The sequence below is a fragment of the Nonomuraea ceibae genome, assembly GCF_019396325.1.
GTDB classification, from domain to species: domain Bacteria; phylum Actinomycetota; class Actinomycetes; order Streptosporangiales; family Streptosporangiaceae; genus Nonomuraea; species Nonomuraea ceibae.
Genome location: NZ_JAHKRO010000022.1, coordinates 1 through 14,538, shown reverse-complemented (window position 1 = coordinate 14,538; position 14,538 = coordinate 1). Strand labels below are relative to the sequence as shown.

At 69.8% G+C, this 14,538-nt stretch carries 16 protein-coding genes; 8 read left to right on the top strand and 8 right to left on the bottom strand.

The annotated features are described in order from the left end of the window. The first annotated feature begins 8 nt into the window (after nt 1-8). The gene (locus KME80_RS16840; protein WP_219506239.1) at nt 9-1,433 is read left to right on the top strand and encodes an alpha,alpha-trehalose-phosphate synthase (UDP-forming); all 1,425 of its coding nucleotides are present in this window, start codon (nt 9-11) and stop codon (nt 1,431-1,433) included. A gap of 4 nt (nt 1,434-1,437) precedes the next feature. Here the strand turns inward: KME80_RS16840 and KME80_RS16835 are convergent, their stop codons facing one another. From KME80_RS16835 to KME80_RS16825, 3 genes are read right to left on the bottom strand one after another with little or no spacing between them, the layout of a single operon-like run. After that, nucleotides 1,438-2,022, bottom strand: a complete 585-nt coding sequence (locus tag KME80_RS16835; protein WP_219506237.1) for a hypothetical protein — start codon at nt 2,020-2,022, stop codon at nt 1,438-1,440. Between the two features lie 35 nt (nt 2,023-2,057). Continuing rightward, the gene (otsB, locus tag KME80_RS16830; RefSeq protein ID WP_219506234.1) at nt 2,058-2,831 is read right to left on the bottom strand and encodes a trehalose-phosphatase; all 774 of its coding nucleotides are present in this window, start codon (nt 2,829-2,831) and stop codon (nt 2,058-2,060) included. Between the two features lie 39 nt (nt 2,832-2,870). Continuing rightward, nucleotides 2,871-3,173, bottom strand: a complete 303-nt coding sequence (locus tag KME80_RS16825) for a DUF3263 domain-containing protein (protein WP_219506231.1) — start codon at nt 3,171-3,173, stop codon at nt 2,871-2,873. A gap of 117 nt (nt 3,174-3,290) precedes the next feature. Here KME80_RS16825 and KME80_RS16820 point away from each other — a divergent pair, with 117 nt between their 5' ends. From KME80_RS16820 to mycP, 3 genes are all read left to right on the top strand, one after another. Further along, on the top strand, nt 3,291-4,097 hold the full coding sequence (locus KME80_RS16820) for an SAM hydrolase/SAM-dependent halogenase family protein (RefSeq protein WP_219506228.1): 807 nt from the start codon (nt 3,291-3,293) through the stop codon (nt 4,095-4,097). A gap of 82 nt (nt 4,098-4,179) precedes the next feature. Next, nucleotides 4,180-4,806 carry a hypothetical protein gene (locus tag KME80_RS16815; RefSeq protein WP_219506225.1) on the top strand — a complete coding sequence of 209 codons (627 nt, stop codon included), beginning with the start codon at nt 4,180-4,182 and terminating at the stop codon, nt 4,804-4,806. Next, nucleotides 4,803-5,996 (top strand): type VII secretion-associated serine protease mycosin, encoded by a 1,194-nt coding sequence (gene mycP / locus KME80_RS16810; RefSeq protein ID WP_219506224.1) that lies wholly within the window; start codon nt 4,803-4,805, stop codon nt 5,994-5,996. Before KME80_RS16815 ends, mycP begins: the two co-directional genes overlap by 4 nt. A gap of 13 nt (nt 5,997-6,009) precedes the next feature. Here mycP and KME80_RS16805 read toward each other — a convergent pair whose 3' ends face one another. The 5 genes from KME80_RS16805 to KME80_RS16785 all read right to left on the bottom strand — a co-directional run bounded on the left by KME80_RS16805 (nt 6,010) and on the right by KME80_RS16785 (nt 11,717). Then, nucleotides 6,010-7,026, bottom strand: a complete 1,017-nt coding sequence (locus tag KME80_RS16805; RefSeq protein ID WP_219506222.1) for an ABC transporter ATP-binding protein — start codon at nt 7,024-7,026, stop codon at nt 6,010-6,012. Continuing rightward, entirely contained in the window at nt 7,010-8,047 is a 1,038-nt protein-coding gene (locus tag KME80_RS16800; protein ID WP_308125795.1) for an ABC transporter ATP-binding protein, read from the bottom strand. The genes KME80_RS16805 and KME80_RS16800 overlap by 17 nt, the downstream gene beginning before the upstream one ends. A gap of 12 nt (nt 8,048-8,059) precedes the next feature. Continuing rightward, nucleotides 8,060-9,016 carry an ABC transporter permease gene (locus tag KME80_RS16795; protein WP_219506220.1) on the bottom strand — a complete coding sequence of 319 codons (957 nt, stop codon included), beginning with the start codon at nt 9,014-9,016 and terminating at the stop codon, nt 8,060-8,062. Beyond that, complete coding sequence (locus KME80_RS16790; protein WP_219506218.1) at nt 9,009-9,953, bottom strand: ABC transporter permease; 945 nt, start codon at nt 9,951-9,953, stop codon at nt 9,009-9,011. Before KME80_RS16790 ends, KME80_RS16795 begins: the two co-directional genes overlap by 8 nt. A gap of 123 nt (nt 9,954-10,076) precedes the next feature. Continuing rightward, a complete protein-coding gene (locus tag KME80_RS16785; RefSeq protein WP_219506217.1) occupies nt 10,077-11,717 on the bottom strand; it encodes a peptide ABC transporter substrate-binding protein in 1,641 nt (546 codons plus the stop codon). A gap of 471 nt (nt 11,718-12,188) precedes the next feature. Between KME80_RS16785 and KME80_RS16780 the strand changes: the two genes are divergently transcribed. From KME80_RS16780 to KME80_RS16765, 4 genes are all read left to right on the top strand, one after another. After that, entirely contained in the window at nt 12,189-13,124 is a 936-nt protein-coding gene (locus KME80_RS16780) for an ABC transporter permease (protein ID WP_219506215.1), read from the top strand. Next, nucleotides 13,117-13,983 (top strand): ABC transporter ATP-binding protein, encoded by an 867-nt coding sequence (locus tag KME80_RS16775; RefSeq protein ID WP_219506213.1) that lies wholly within the window; start codon nt 13,117-13,119, stop codon nt 13,981-13,983. Before KME80_RS16780 ends, KME80_RS16775 begins: the two co-directional genes overlap by 8 nt. A gap of 178 nt (nt 13,984-14,161) precedes the next feature. Beyond that, nucleotides 14,162-14,317, top strand: a complete 156-nt coding sequence (locus KME80_RS16770) for a hypothetical protein (protein ID WP_219506210.1) — start codon at nt 14,162-14,164, stop codon at nt 14,315-14,317. Between the two features lie 55 nt (nt 14,318-14,372). Continuing rightward, nucleotides 14,373-14,538, top strand: a 166-nt coding sequence (locus tag KME80_RS16765; RefSeq protein WP_281427030.1) for an Ig-like domain-containing protein, incomplete at its 3' end; no start/stop codon positions are given.

The following is a 14,538-nucleotide window of genomic DNA, read 5'->3' as shown; positions in this document are numbered from 1 at the left end:
GAGCGTCGATGAACAGCGTCCTGCTCGCCTCCAACAGAGGCCCGGTCTCGTTCACCGTCTCCGACGACGGCGAGCTGACGATGAGACGCGGCGGCGGCGGCCTGGTGTCCGGCTTGTCCGGAGTCGCCCGGGACGCGGGCGTGCTGTGGGTATGCGCGGCGCTGTCCGACGGCGACCGCAGCGCGGTGCGGCAGGCCCCCGGCGGCCGGCTCGACCAGGCGGGCTACGACACCGGGGCGCTGCGGATGCTCGACATCGCGCCGGCCACCTTCCACCGCGCCTACAACTCGATCGCCAACTCGACGCTCTGGTTCGTCAACCATCTGCTCTACGACATCCCCAACGCGCCGGTGTTCGGCACCAGGTTCCAGCGCGACTGGGAGTCCTACCGCGACTACAACGGCGCGTTCGCGCTGGCGCTGGCCGAGGAGGCGGGCCACGGGGCGCGGGTGATGGTGCAGGACTACCACCTGACGCTGACCCCGGCGATGCTCCGGGCCGAGCGGCCCGACCTGCGCATCGCGCACTTCAGCCACACGCCGTGGGCGCCGCCCGAATACTTCTCGCTGTTGCCCGACGAGGTGGCCCGCGAGGTCCTGGAGGGCATCCTGGGCGCCGATCACGCCGGGTTCCTCACCGGGCGGTGGGCGGAGGCGTTCATGGACTGCTGCGCGGCCCTGCTCGGCGCCGAGGTCGACGGCGCGGCCCGTACGGTCACGCACGAGGGGCGCGTCACCCGGATCGGCGTCCACGGGCTGGGCGTCGACGGCAAGGCGCTGTGGGCGCGGGCCGGCGAGCCCGACGTCGAGTCGCACATGGCCGCGCTGCGCGAGCAGGTCGGCGACCGCAAGCTGATCGTCCGCATCGACCGCACGGAGCTGTCGAAGAACATCGTGCGCGGCCTGCTCGCCTACCGCGAGTTCCTGGACGCGCATCCGGAGTGGCACGGCCGGGTGGTGCACCTGGCGTTCGCCTACCCGAGCCGCCACGACCTGCCCGAATACCGCGAGTACACCGCCTCGGTGCAGCGCTGCGCGCAGGAGATCGAGGACGCCTACGCCACCGAGGACTGGGACCCGCTGATCCTCAACGTCAACGACGACTACCCGCGCTCGCTGGCCGCCTACAGGATGGCCGACGTGCTGCTGGTCAACCCGATCCGCGACGGCATGAACCTGGTGGCCAAGGAGGGCCCGGTGCTGTCGCCGCGCTGCGCGCTGGTGCTGTCGCGGGAGGCGGGCGCGGCAACCGAGCTGGGCGCCGACGCGCTGCTGGTCAACCCCTACGACGTCAGCGGCACGGCCGGCGCGCTGCACCGGGCGCTGGTGATGCCCGAGGAGGAGCGGACGCGCCGCCGGGCCCGGCTGGAGGCGGCGGCCACGGCCCTGCCGCCGCAGCGCTGGCTGGCAGCCCAGCTCGACGCGCTGGGCTGACGGGTCACCGCCAGTCGGCGTTGCGCAGCGTGTCGGTCAGGCCCGGCGTCTTCCACTCGTCGACGACCAGCACCTTCGTGGCAGGCAGATACCACTCGCGGGTGGTGAACCTGGACCTGGTGCTCTTGCCCGAGTGGGTCCGGCAGCGGGTGGTGAACTCGTGGTAGTGGGCCTTGTGGCCGGGCCCGACCTGGCGCAGGCCCTTGACGTGCCTGCCGATGCGCTCGCCGCGCAGTAGCCGCCCGTCGGCCGGGCAGCGCTGCACGTCGGAGGCCGGGTAGTAGCCGCCCCGCTGGGCGTTGTAGGGCCCGAAGCCCTCGGCGCCGCTCTTGATGGCCTTCGGACCGAAGATCCAGAAGCCCTTGCAGTCGGGGGTGAAGAAGCCGCCGCCGGGGTGGGCGCACTTCCCGGTCACGACGTGCACGTAGTCGGTGCCGCCGCCGTACACCTTCCACTTGATCGGCACATAGAGGGTCAGGCCGCCGCGCAGCTTCAGCTGCTGGGCGGGCGCCGCGTTCGCGGCGGCGGCGGGGACCAGGAGGAGGGCGGAGGCGGCGACGGCGGTTACGGCCAGTGAGCGCTTGAGCATGATCCCGACGGTAGCCGAGCCGACTTGCAAGCCACTCATGAACGGCTGAAAGCCGACGTCAACTCCTTGAGCAGGGCGACCACGCCGTCAGGCCCGTCCACGACGATGTCGGCCCGTTCGGCCAGCGCCGTCACCTCGGCGGAGCCGCTGCAGACGGTCACGCCGGGCACGCCGGCTCCCCTGACCGCCTCGAACGCGGCCAGGTCGCCGAGGTCGTCGCCCGCGAACAGCACCGACCGCGCCTCCCGCTCGGCCAGGAACAGGCTGAGCGCCTGGCCCTTGTCCATGCCGGGCGGGCGCAGCTCCAGCACCAGCCTGCCCGGCTCGACGACCAGCCCGTGCTTCTCGGCCAGCTTGGCCATCGGCTCGCGCAGCTTGGCCAGCGTCCCTTCGGGGTCGGGGGCGCGGCGGGTGTGCACGGCGACGGCGCGGCCCTTGTCCTCGACGGCGACGCCCGCCGTCAGGCCGAGCGCGTCGAGCACGAACGGCAGCTCGGCCTCGGCCCTCGGCACCCCGGGCGGGGGCGGCGGCCCGGTGATCTCGCCCTGCTCCCAGCGCTCGAACCCGTAGTGGCCGAGCACCACCAGGCCGGGCACGTCGGCCAGCCCGGGGCCGAGCCGCAGGGCGGTGGCCACCGGCCGGCCGGTCACGATGGTGATCGCCTTGACGTGGCGGCCCAGCTCGGCGAGAACGGCGGCGGCCTCGGGGTGGATCCGGGCGGCCGCGGGGTCGGGCACGATCGGCGAGAGGGTGCCGTCGAAGTCGAGCCCGATCACGGCGCCCGCCGGATCCTTCAGTATCGCTTCCATTCCAGGGATGTTCTCCACGCGCCTGCCGTACCCAACAGGTCAGGGGCGCATGCCAAGCCGTCTGGCCGCGCGCTCGCGCTGTCGCGTGGCACGCAGCCTGCGCAGGCGCTTGACCAGCATCGGGTCCTGCTCCAGCGCCTCCGGCCGGTCGATGAGCTCGCCGAGCAACTGGTAGTAGCGGGTGGCGGAGAACCCGAAGGTCTCCTTGATGGCCTGCTCCTTGGCGCCCGCGTAGCGCCACCAGTGGCGTTCGAAGGCGAGGAGCTCGAGTTCGCGGTCGGTGAGGGGCTGTCGAACGGGTTCCTGGGCAGCACTGTCACCGCTGACCGGTGCAGTGTCCATGGTCTCCTCCTCGGGATGAGCGCGTGACGATCACGTCGCGCGCACGCGGCCCGTGGCCATCGTAATGTGCCGAGTGCGGCTGTTCACGGCGGATTGGGAGACGTACAGTCACCAAGTGTGACCTCAGTCATCACACTTCTCACCGACTACGGCCTCGAAGACGGCTATGTCGCGGCGTGTCATGGCGTGATCGCGGGCATCGCCCCGGAGGTCCGGGTGATCGACGTGTGTCACCTGGTCCCTTCCGGCGATGTACGGCGTGGCGCGGCGATTCTCGCCCAGACGATCCCGTACCTGCCCCAGGGTGTGCACATCGGCGCGGTGGATCCGGGCGGCGGTGGGGTGCGGCGGCCGGTGGCGATCGAGGCGGGCGGCCGGGTGTTCATCGGGCCGGACAACGGGCTGCTGTCGTGGGCGGTGGCCGCGAACGGCGGCGCGTCGGCGGCGTACGAGATCAGCAACGACGAGCACTTCCTGCACCCGGTGTCGCCCACCTTCCACGGGCGTGACGTGTTCGCGCCGGTGGCGGCGCGGCTGTGCGGCGGGCTGCGGCCGGCCGACCTGGGGCCGGAGGTGCCGCTCGACCGGCTGATCTCGCTGCCGGAGCCGACCTCGGTGGTGCGCGGCGGCGCGGTGGAGGGCGAGGTGGTCTCGGTCGACCGCTACGGCAACGCGCAGCTCTCGATCCCGGCGGGCGACCTGGAGGCGCTGGGGCTGCGGGTCGGCGGCACGGTGGGGGTGTGGCTGGGGCGGCGCCGGCTGTCGATGCCGTACCGGGAGACGTACGCGGCGGTGCCGCCCGGGGAGCTGGTGGCGTTCGCGGACTCGGCGGGGCTGATCGCGTTCGCGGTGAACTCGGGCGACGCGGCCCAGCGGCTGGGACTGCCTCCGGGAGCGCATGTCCGGCTCGCCCCCGTCAGCTAGTACGAAAGCCGCAGAACGGAATTACTCCGCGTATCGGACCGTTTACCGAAGCATCACATCGAATCGTCGGCCGCGTGTCAGAATGCAGGGCAGTTCGGCGCCTCCTCCCTCCGAGGTCGACGTGTACTACCTGTCCGTTGCCCTGCTCGCCCTGCTGACCGCGGCCTGGCCCACTGCCGGACCGCCCGTTCCCGATCGCTGGCGCTCCTGGCCGGTGACGCGCGTCTTCCCCCCGGCCGTGGCCGGCACCAGCCCCTCGGGCGCCCGGGTCACCTACGTCCTGACCGGCGTCGCGCCCGAGGCGCCCTGCCCGGCCGCCTTCCAGCCGGGCGCCGTCCTCGCCCTGCCCGCCTGCGTCACGGCGCTGCGCGCCACCTACGCCGACAGCACGTCCACGTTCGTCGCCACCGTCGGCATCGCGGTGCTCGCGCGGCAGCGCGCCCCGATCGCGGCCGCCGCCTCCACCGTCATGGGCCAGCGACCGCCCACCGTCCGGCCCGTCGCCTTCCCCGGCGGCCCCGCCGAACGGTTCGGCGAACGCCAGTACTTCACCGGCGCGCTGATCTCCACCCACGAGCGCTACCTGGTGGCCACGGCCGCCGGGCACGCCGACGGCAGGCCCTACCGCCCCGGCGACCCGGCCACCGCCCGCTTACGCGGCATCGCCCTCCAGCTCGCCACCACGCTGCACCGGAGCCTCACCCGGTGATCCGATCCCTGCTGCTGCCGCTCATGCCGCTGCTGCTCCTGGTCGGGGTGGCCGCGTTACCCGCGGGCGGCGCGGCGCTCAGCCCCGCCGACGAGCTGGCCGTCGCGGCACGGGCCCGGCAGTGGCAGCTCGACGCGCTGCGGCTGCCGGAGGCGTGGCGCTCCAGCAGGGGCGAGGGCGTGCTCGTCGCCGTCCTCGACACCGGCGTACGCGCCCACCCCGACCTGGCGGGCGCGGTGCGGCAGGGCCCCGACCTGACCGGCGTCGGCAGGCGGGCGGGCCTATGGGGCCACCACGGCACGGCGATGGCCAGCCTGATCGCCGGGCGTGGCCACGGCGACGGCCGCAGCCAGGGCGTGCTCGGCGTGGCCCCGGCGGCCCGGGTGCTGTCGGTCCGCGTCACGCTGGAGAGCTCCGACCCGATGCGCGAGAAGCAGCGCGGCGGCGGCAGGGACGCGCTCGCCCGGGGCATCCGCTACGCCGTCGACCAGGGCGCCGACGTCATCAGCATGTCGCTGGGCGGCGGCAGCGGCGCCTGGGAGGGCTCGGCCGCCGAGGAGGAGGCCGTGCAGTACGCCGTCTCCAAGGGGGCGGTGCTGGTCGCCTCGGCCGGCAACGACGGCGAGGGCGCCAACAGGAAGAACTTCCCCGCCGCCTACCCCGGGGTGATCGCCGTCGGCGCGGTCGACCGCAGGCTCCGCCCCGCGCCCTTCTCCAACCGCCGCGACTACCTGTCGGTCGTCGCCCCCGGCACCGGCATCGTCACCGCCGGCCCGGCCGGCTCGTACGTGGTGGGCGACGGCACCAGCTCGGCGGCGGCCCTGGTGGCGGGCATCGCGGCGCTGATCAGGGCGGCCCACCCGGAGCTGTCGCCCTTCCAGGTGCGCCGGGCGATCGAGGCGGGCACCCGCAGGCGGCCCGACGGCGGCTACGACCGCTCCTACGGCCACGGCGTGGTCAACGCGGCCCTGGCCCTGCGCCAGGCGGCCCGGCTGGCCGGCCCGGCCCCGCCGCCGCCGATCCCCGGCGCCCACTTCGGCGCGGGCCTGCCGCCGCCCGAGCGGCCCTGGTCGCGCACGCCGGTGGTGGCGGGCCTGCTCGTGCTCGCCTGCGTCCTGGCCGCCCGCGTCGTCGTGCGCCACCGCAGACGCGCGAGGCCCCCCGCGGACCGGTCCGCGGAGGGCCTCTGAAGGCGGAGTGCGCCTAGCTCACGTGCACCACGTCGTGCGTCTCGGCGAAGTGGCACGCGCTCTCGTGCGTGGTCCCCGGCCGGATCTGCAGCAGCGGCTCCTCGGTCGCGCAGATCTCCTGCGCCTTCCAGCACCGGGTGCGGAACCGGCAGCCGGACGGCGGGTTGGCCGGCGACGGCGGGTCACCCTGGAGGATGATCCGCTCGCGCTGCTCCCGACCCTCGGGGTCGGGCACCGGCACGGCCGACAGCAGCGCCTGCGCGTAGGGATGCGCGGGCTTGTCGTAGATGTCGACGTCCTTGCCGATCTCCACGACCTTGCCCAGGTACATCACCGCGACCCGGTCGGAGATGTGGCGCACCACCGACAGGTCGTGCGCGATGAAGATGTAGGCCAGGTTGAACTCGTTCTGCAGCCGCTCCAGCAGGTTGATCACCTGCGCCTGGATCGACACGTCCAGCGCCGAGACCGGCTCGTCACAGACGATGATCTCCGGCTGGAGCGCCAGCCCGCGGGCGATGCCGATGCGCTGCCGCTGACCGCCCGAGAACTGGTGCGGGTAGCGGTTGATGTGGTCGGGGTTGAGGCCCACGACCTCCAGCAGCTCCTGCACCCTGCGGGCCCGGTCGCCCTTGGGCGCGACCTCGGTGTGGATGTCGTACGGCTCGCCGATGATGTCGCCGACCGTCATCCGGGGGTTCAGCGAGGTGTACGGGTCCTGCATCACCATCTGGATGTTGCGCCGCATCCGCTTGAGCTCGGCGCCCCTGGCCTTGGCGATGTCCCGGCCGTTGATCTTCACCGAGCCGGACGTCGGCCGCTCCAGCGCCATCAGCACCTTGGCCAGCGTGGACTTGCCGCACCCGGACTCGCCCACGATGCCCAGCGTCTCGCCCCTGTCGAGATCGAACGAGACCCCGTCGACGGCCTTGATCGCGCCGATCTGCTTCTTGAACATGATCCCCTGGGTCAGGGGAAAATGCTTCACCAGATCGCGGACCTCGAGGATGCGCTCACCTTTGGTCGCCATCGAGGACCTCCCTCCAGTAGTGGCAGGCGCTGTTGCGCGTACCGCTGATCTCGTGCAGCGGGGGGACGTCGGTCACGCAGTTGTCCTGGCGGTACGGGCACCGCGGGTGGAAGGCGCAGCCGGTCGGCATGTCGAGCAGGTTGGGCGGCAGGCCCTTGATCGCGTAGAGCTCCTGGCCCTTGAGGTCGACCCGGGGGATCGACTCCAGCAGCCCCTTGGTGTAGGGGTGGGCCGGGGACTTGTAGATCTCGTGCACGGTGGCGTTCTCGACGATGCGCCCGCCGTACATGACCGCGATCTTGTCGGCGACGTCGGCGACGACGCCGAGGTCGTGCGTGATCAGGATCATGCCCATGTTGCTCTCGCGCTGCAGCTCGGCGAGCAGCTCCATGATCTGGGCCTGGACCGTCACGTCGAGCGCGGTCGTCGGCTCGTCGGCGATCAGCACCTCGGGGTCCAGCGCGATCGACATGGCGATCATGATGCGCTGCCGCATGCCCCCGGAGAACTGGTGCGGGTAGTCGTTGACGCGCTGCTTGGCGGCGGGGATGCGGACCTTGTCCATGAGCTCGACGGCCTTCTTCATGCCGTCGCGCTTGGACATGCCGCGGTGCACCCGGAACATCTCGCTGATCTGCCAGCCCACGGTGAACACCGGGTTGAGCGCGGAGAGCGCGTCTTGGAAGATCATCGCGATGCGCTGGCCGCGCACCTGGGTACGCGCCTCCTCCGACAGTCTCAGCAGGTCGGTGCCGTGGAAACGGATCTCCCCCTTGGGGATCCGGGCCGGCGGCATGTCGAGGATGCCCATGATCGCCTGGGCGGTCACGGACTTGCCCGAACCCGACTCGCCCAGCACGGCGACCGTCTCACCGGGGTTGAGCGAGTAGCTCACCCCGTTGACGGCCCGCACGAGGCCCGCGCGCGTGGCGAACTCCACGTGCAGGTTGTCGACCGCGAGCAGCGGCTCGTTGCTGCGCCCTCCCTCGGCGAGCAACGTGTCCAGCGATGTCTTTCTCACTTATCCCCCCTCCTACCTGAGCTTCGGGTCGAGCGCGTCGCGCACGGCGTCGCCCAGCATGATGAACGCGAGCACGGTGATGCTCAGGAACACCGCGGGGAACACCAGCGGCAGCGGCGCCTCCAGGAACCGGCTGCGCGCGTCGGCGATCATCAGACCCCACGAGATGTCGGGCGACTGCACGCCGACCCCGAGGAAGGACAGCGCGGCCTCGGCCGCGATGAACCCGCCGAGGTTGATGGTGGCCACGACGATCACCGGGGCGACCGCGTTCGGCAGCAGGTGCTTGAACATGATCCGGCTCTGGCTCGCGCCCAGCGCCCGCGCCGCCATGACGAAGTCCTGGCTCCTGGCGGTGATGACGGCGGCCCGCATGATGCGGAACGTCATCGGCCAGGCGATGATCGACAGGGCGAAGACCACGATCCAGATGCCCAGCTCGGCGTCCCGGAAGGTCGCCGTGATGAGCAGCGCGCCCAGGATGGACGGGATCGCGAAGAAGACCTCGGTGATGCGGGAGGTGATCGTGTCGGTGATGCCGCCCCGGGTGCCGGCGATGAGGCCGAGCAGCCCGCCCACGATCGCGGTGATGGCCATGGTGGCGACACCGATGATGATCGAGTTCTTGGCGCCGTAGATGGTCCTGGCGAACACGTCGCAGCCGAGGTTGTCGCGGCCGAACAGGTGGCCGGGGCTCGGTCCCTGACGGGCCGTCGACAGCTCGCAGGTGCGGGCGTCGAACGGGTCGATCGAGGTGAACAGCGACGGCCAGAAGGACATGACCAGCAGGATCGCGATGAGGACCAGCGAGAAGATGAACATCGGCCTGCGGCGCAGGTCGTGCCAGGCGTCGCTCCACAGGCTGGCCGACCGGGCTTCCTTCTTGCGGTGCTTGACCGGGGGCGGCGGCGCCGGCTTGGCCTGGTCCGCCGTCAGCGTCTGGGTGTCCGGGCTTGGTGTGTCACTCATAGCGGATCCTCGGGTCGAGCACGGCGTACAGCATGTCGACGATGAGGTTCGCCACGATGTACACCAACACCAGGATTGTCACGATACCTACGACGATCGGCTGCTCTCGCAGGTAGACGCCATCGTAGAGCTGCTTGCCGATGCCCGGCAGGTTGAAGATCGTCTCGGTGATGACCGCGCCGCCCATCAGCGCGCCGAGGTCGGCGCCCAGATAGGTGACCATCGGGATGAGCGCGTTGCGCAACCCGTGCCTGCCGACGACCCGGCGCCTGGACATGCCCTTGGCGGTGGCCGTGCGGATGTAGTCGGATCTCAGCGTCTCGACGAGGCTCGTCCTGGTGAGCCGGGTCAGGTAGGCGATCGACGTGCCGGCCAGGACGAACCCGGGCAGCAGGTACGACTTCAGACCCTGGGTGGCGCCCGCGATCGGGAAGATCTCGGTGCCCACGGCCTGCTTGAGCCAGACGCCCAGCCAGAGCTGCAGCACGAATCCGGTGACCAGGGTCGGCACGGAGATGAGCAGCAGGGTCGAGGCGAGGATCGCGGTGTCGGTGGCCCGCCCGCGACGCAGCGCCGCCCAAAGACCGAGCACGACGCCGATGATGGCCTCGAGGGTGAGCGCTACCAGCGCGAGGTTCAGCGTGACCTGGAGCTTGCCGGCCAGCAGCTCGGTCACGGGGACCCCGGCGAAGGTCTTGCCGAAGTCGCCTTCGAAGATGATCCCGGTGATGTAGTGCCAGTACTGCACCAGAAGCGGATCGTTCAGGTGGTACTGCTCCCGGATGACGGCCAAGATGGCCGGGTCCTGGCGCTTCTCGCCGGCCAGCGCTTCCACGGGGTCACCGGGAAGTGCGAAGACGATGGCGAAGATGAACAGGGTGGCGCCCAGCAGGACTGGTATCGCCTGGATCAGGCGCCTGATGACATAACGGCCCATACAAGCCTCCCGTACATGCCTGAAGGCAGTCCCTGGGAACCTGGGGTAAAACGGCCCAAGCGACTGCCTTCGAGGCGGGCTCTCAAGGGGTGGACGAGCGCGCCGCCCACCCCTGGATCAACGTCAGGCCTTCTGGACGTCGGCCCACTCGACCTGGTTAAGAAGGTTGATCTTGACGTTCTTGACCTTGGTTGAGTACCCGGAATTGTTCCGGTAGAAGTACACCGGAATGTAGGGGAGATCCTTGATCAGGACGTCATCCGCCTGCTGGTAGAACTTCAGGCCCTCTTCGGCCGTCGGCGCCTGGTCACCCTTGGCCACCAGCTCGTCGAACTCCTTGCTGGAGTAGCCCGAGTAGTTGGAGCCGGTGGTCATGGCGCCGGTGGAGAAGATCGGCGTCAGGTAGTTCTCGGCGGACGGGTAGTCGATCGCCCAGCCCATCCGGAACATGCCCTTGTACTTCTTGGCGTCCAGGTCGTCCAGGATCGCCGCGAACTTCTCGAACGGCTTGACCGTCACCTCGACGCCGAGGTTGGCGCGGAGGTTGTTGGCGACGGCCTCGATCCACTCCTTGTGGCCACCGTCGGAGTTGTAGCCGAGCTCCAGCTTCTTCGGGCCGTTGGCCGCGGCGTACTGCTCCTTGGCCTTGCCCGGGTCGTACGTGCAGGCCGCGCAGGCGCCCTGCCGGTAGCCCGCGATGGCCGGGTTGATGAAGTCGTCGGCCGGGGCGCGGGTGCCGGAGAAGACCGTCTCGGCGATGGTCTTCCGGTCGATGGCCATGGAGATGGCCTCGCGGACCTTGATGTCCTTGTACTCGTCGTTGTACTTCAGGGGGAAGCCGACGTAGCCGATGCCGGCGTCGGGCTGGTCCTGGTAACGGTCGCCGAGCGCGGTCTTGGCGCTGGCGATCGCCGACGCGGGCAGCGAGTCGTGGATGTCCACGTTGTCGGCCTGGAGGTCGTTGTAGGCCGTCTCGGAGCTGTTGTAGAGCTTGAACTGCAGCTTGGTCCAGCCGGTCGGCTTGGTGCCGGGGTACTTGTCGTACACCGTCAGGTCGACCGTCTGGTCGGTGCCCTTCTTGTAGGGCTTGTCCAGCTTGAACAGGCCCTGGCCGATCGGCTGCTCGCCGAAGGCGTCGGTGACCTTGCCGTCGGGGCCGAAGGCCGCCTTGGGCAGGGGGTAGAACGCGGTGTAGCCGAGCATCACCTTGAACTGCGAGAACGGCGCTGCCAGCGTCACCGTGAAGGTGGTGTCGTCGACGACCTTGAGACCCTTCATCTCCTTGGTCGTGACTTCCTTGCCCTCACCGGGGGCGAGGTCGCTGTAGCCGTCGACACGGCCGAAGAAGTAGCCGGCGCCCTGGGCGTTGTCCTGGTTGGCGGCGTAGTTCCACGCGTCGACGTAGTTCTGCGCGACGACCGGCTCACCGTTGTGCCAGGTGTAGCCCGGCTTGAGCTTGATCGTCCAGGTGATGTTGTCCTCGGTGGTGATCGACTCGGCAGCGGCCTCGACGGCCTGCTTGTTCTCGTCGTAGTTCACCAGGGGCTCGAAGACGGCCGCGAGGAGCTCGGCGCCCTCGGACTCCGTGGTGTTGGAGGGGACCAGCAGGTTCTGCGGCTCGCCCAGCTCCATGCGGACCGGCGTCTCCCCGCCGCCCGCAGTGGGGTCTCCGCCGGACGGAGTGGCGCCGCCGCCACACGCGGCGACCGCGAGAGCGAGCAGCGCGGTACCGGCGACGATTCGTGCGCCTCGAGTAACACGCATGGTGAAAAACTTCCTCCCTCTACAAGTGGGCGTAAGCGCTGAGCTGCGATGATCGTGAGCAGCCTGACGGGGGGTTCCTTGTAATCCCCCGGGTTTGGCTGACCTGGTCAAACCAGCCGACGCCCTGCCAGTCGATCGCGACTATCCCTTACTACTTGCCACCAGGGAGTCTCTGGCGCGTTGCAGTTCGGTCACACGTGCGCCTATCCCACGTCACACCCATACAACGCACGCCGCGACAAAGGTCATGAAACGGTCATGTGAGCACAGGAGTGGACGTGAACAGTTGATGAAAAATACCTCCTACCAAACAGTGCTCGCGCCGTTCCGGGCAGAGTCGTTCTAGCTGAGCTACGGTTGAGCGAGTCTTGACGGTGCCTTGGAACCGGGCACCCGGGACGACCGTCCAACAGTCGGCCACAGTCCCCGTGGCAGCCACCCCAACGACCCGGATCCAATAGAGTCCTTGCCATGAGCCAGCCGGAATCCGCTGTCGCGGACGCCCAGGCGGGCGGCCGAAGCGGGCAGGAGCCGCTGGCCAAGCTCGCCGAGAGATACGGTCTTCGCCGTGCCATCGCGCGGCCGAGGTTTCCCGTATACATGCGCCAGCTGTGGGAGCGGCGTCACTTCGTCATGACCTACGCGACCTCGCGTAACGTCTCGAAGTACTCCAACTCGGCGCTGGGCCAGCTGTGGCAGGTGCTGACCCCGCTGCTCAACGCCGGCATCTACTACGTGATGTTCGGCCTCATCCTGGGCGGCAAGGGCAACATCGAGAACTACCCGGCGTTCCTCATCACCGGGATGTTCGTCTTCACCTTCACCCAGCGCACGGTGACCGCGGGCGCCAAGTCGATCTCCGGCAACCTGTCGATGATCCGCGCCCTGCACTTCCCCAGGGCCACGCTGCCGCTCGCCTACACGATCCAGGAGCTGCAACAGCTCGCGATCTCCATGGGCGTGCTGGCCGTCATCGTGGTGGCCACCGGTGAGTTCCCGACCTGGGCCTGGCTGATGATCCCCGTGGTGCTGCTGCTGCAGACGATGTTCAACATCGGCGCGGCGCTGATCATCGCCCGGCTCGGCGCCTCCATGCGCGACCTCAACCAGTTGCTGCCCTTCATCACCCGCACCTGGCTCTACGCCTCCGGCGTCTTCTTCGCCATCCACGACAAGGTCGTCAACGTCGCCAAGCTGCCCGAGTGGGTCGCCACCGCGATGTACCTCAACCCGGCCGCTTCCTTCATCGAGTGGATGCGCGAGATCATGATCACGACCTACAACCCCGACTACGGGCACCACCCCCCGACGATGGTCTGGGCGTCTTGCGTATTCTGGGCAGTGTTCGCACTCGGATTCGGCTTCTGGTACTTCTGGCGAGCCGAGGAGAGGTACGGGCGTGGCTGAGCTGACCAAGGAGCTGTCAAAGGTGAAGGGCGAGGAGCCCGCCGTCCCCGGCAAGGACGTGAGGGTGCACCCCAACCCGGAGCCCGCGACCAAGGGCCCCTTGGACGCACCCACCGGGACGCCGACGGTCATCGTCGACGACCTGCACATCATCTACCGGGTCTACGGCGCGGCGTCGGACAACGAGAAGGGCAACGCGGTCAACGCCCTCACGCGCATCCTCAAGCGTCAGGGCCGGCCGCAGATGAAGGAGGTGCACGCCGTCAAAGGCGTCACCTTCGTGGCCTACCACGGCGACGCCATCGGGATCGTGGGCCGCAACGGCTCCGGCAAGTCCACGCTGCTGCGCGCCATCGCCGGCCTGCTGCCCCCGCACTCCGGGGCCGTCTACACCGACGGCCAGCCATCGCTGCTGGGCGTCAACGCGGCCCTCATGCGCGAGCTGACCGGTGAGCGCAACATCGTGCTCGGCTGCTACGCCATGGGCATGTCGCCGGCCGAGGTGCGCGAGAAGTACCAGGAGATCGTCGACTTCTCCGGCATCGATGAGTTCGTCCAGCTCCCGATGTCCACCTACTCCTCCGGCATGGGCGCCCGCCTGCGCTTCGCCATCTCCTCGGCCAAGACGCACGACGTGCTCCTCATCGACGAGGCCCTGGCGACGGGCGACCGCGAGTTCCGCAAGAAGAGCGAGCAGCGCATCCGGCAGATCCGCGAGTCCGCCGGCACCGTCTTCCTCGTCGCCCACGACCTGCGGGTCATCGAGCAGACCTGCAACCGCGTCATCTGGCTGCACAAGGGCAAGATCAAGATGGACGGCGACCCCAAAGAGGTCCTCGCCGCCTACACCAAGGGCTGACGCCCGCCCTCCCGCCCGTGCGCCCTCCCTCCGGAGGGTGCCGTCGGCATGCCCGCGATCGCTCGTGTGTACGAAAAGCGCCGTGACACGTGAGGCAAGAGACTGACAGCGAGACGGCCGGTCCGATAGGATTCGAACGTCGGTTCGAGCTGTTGACGGCGATGGAGTGGGGGGCGCGATGGGTGAGCTCTCGGCCGCGATCGACCACCTGGCCACCGAGGATGTGTCCGAGATACCCAAGACGCAGCTGGTCGAGCAGCTGCTCGAGTTGCACTGGCAGATGGCCCGGCTGCAGGCGCAGATCGCCCGCCGCACCGGCGTGCGCCTGCCCTGACCACACACACGCGCACACGAAAAGGCCGCCGGCCCGGTGAAGGGGCCGGCGGCCTTTGACGAGCGGCTCCGCGGGCGCCGAAGGCCCCTCGACGGTGACGATGGGCCGCTTCCGCACCCGCCAGCCCGCCCGCTCCTTCGGCCTGACCGCCACCACCCCGCAGCCCGGCGAGACCGTCGGCATCGGCATGCCGGTCATCCTCGACTTCGACACGCCCGTCC

What these genes read in the sequence shown, in the direction of transcription:
- KME80_RS16795 (WP_219506220.1), bottom strand. Translation starts at nt 9,016, where the DNA reads ATGAGTGACACACCAAGCCCGGACACCCAGACGCTGACGGCGGACCAG.
- KME80_RS16840 (WP_219506239.1), top strand. Translation starts at nt 9, where the DNA reads ATGAACAGCGTCCTGCTCGCCTCCAACAGAGGCCCGGTCTCGTTCACC.
- KME80_RS16790 (WP_219506218.1), bottom strand. Translation starts at nt 9,953, where the DNA reads ATGGGCCGTTATGTCATCAGGCGCCTGATCCAGGCGATACCAGTCCTG.
- KME80_RS16835 (WP_219506237.1), bottom strand. Translation starts at nt 2,022, where the DNA reads ATGCTCAAGCGCTCACTGGCCGTAACCGCCGTCGCCGCCTCCGCCCTC.
- otsB (WP_219506234.1), bottom strand. Translation starts at nt 2,831, where the DNA reads ATGGAAGCGATACTGAAGGATCCGGCGGGCGCCGTGATCGGGCTCGAC.
- KME80_RS16770 (WP_219506210.1), top strand. Translation starts at nt 14,162, where the DNA reads ATGGGTGAGCTCTCGGCCGCGATCGACCACCTGGCCACCGAGGATGTG.
- KME80_RS16780 (WP_219506215.1), top strand. Translation starts at nt 12,189, where the DNA reads ATGAGCCAGCCGGAATCCGCTGTCGCGGACGCCCAGGCGGGCGGCCGA.
- KME80_RS16785 (WP_219506217.1), bottom strand. Translation starts at nt 11,717, where the DNA reads ATGCGTGTTACTCGAGGCGCACGAATCGTCGCCGGTACCGCGCTGCTC.
- KME80_RS16815 (WP_219506225.1), top strand. Translation starts at nt 4,180, where the DNA reads ATGCAGGGCAGTTCGGCGCCTCCTCCCTCCGAGGTCGACGTGTACTAC.
- KME80_RS16805 (WP_219506222.1), bottom strand. Translation starts at nt 7,026, where the DNA reads ATGGCGACCAAAGGTGAGCGCATCCTCGAGGTCCGCGATCTGGTGAAG.
- KME80_RS16825 (WP_219506231.1), bottom strand. Translation starts at nt 3,173, where the DNA reads ATGGACACTGCACCGGTCAGCGGTGACAGTGCTGCCCAGGAACCCGTT.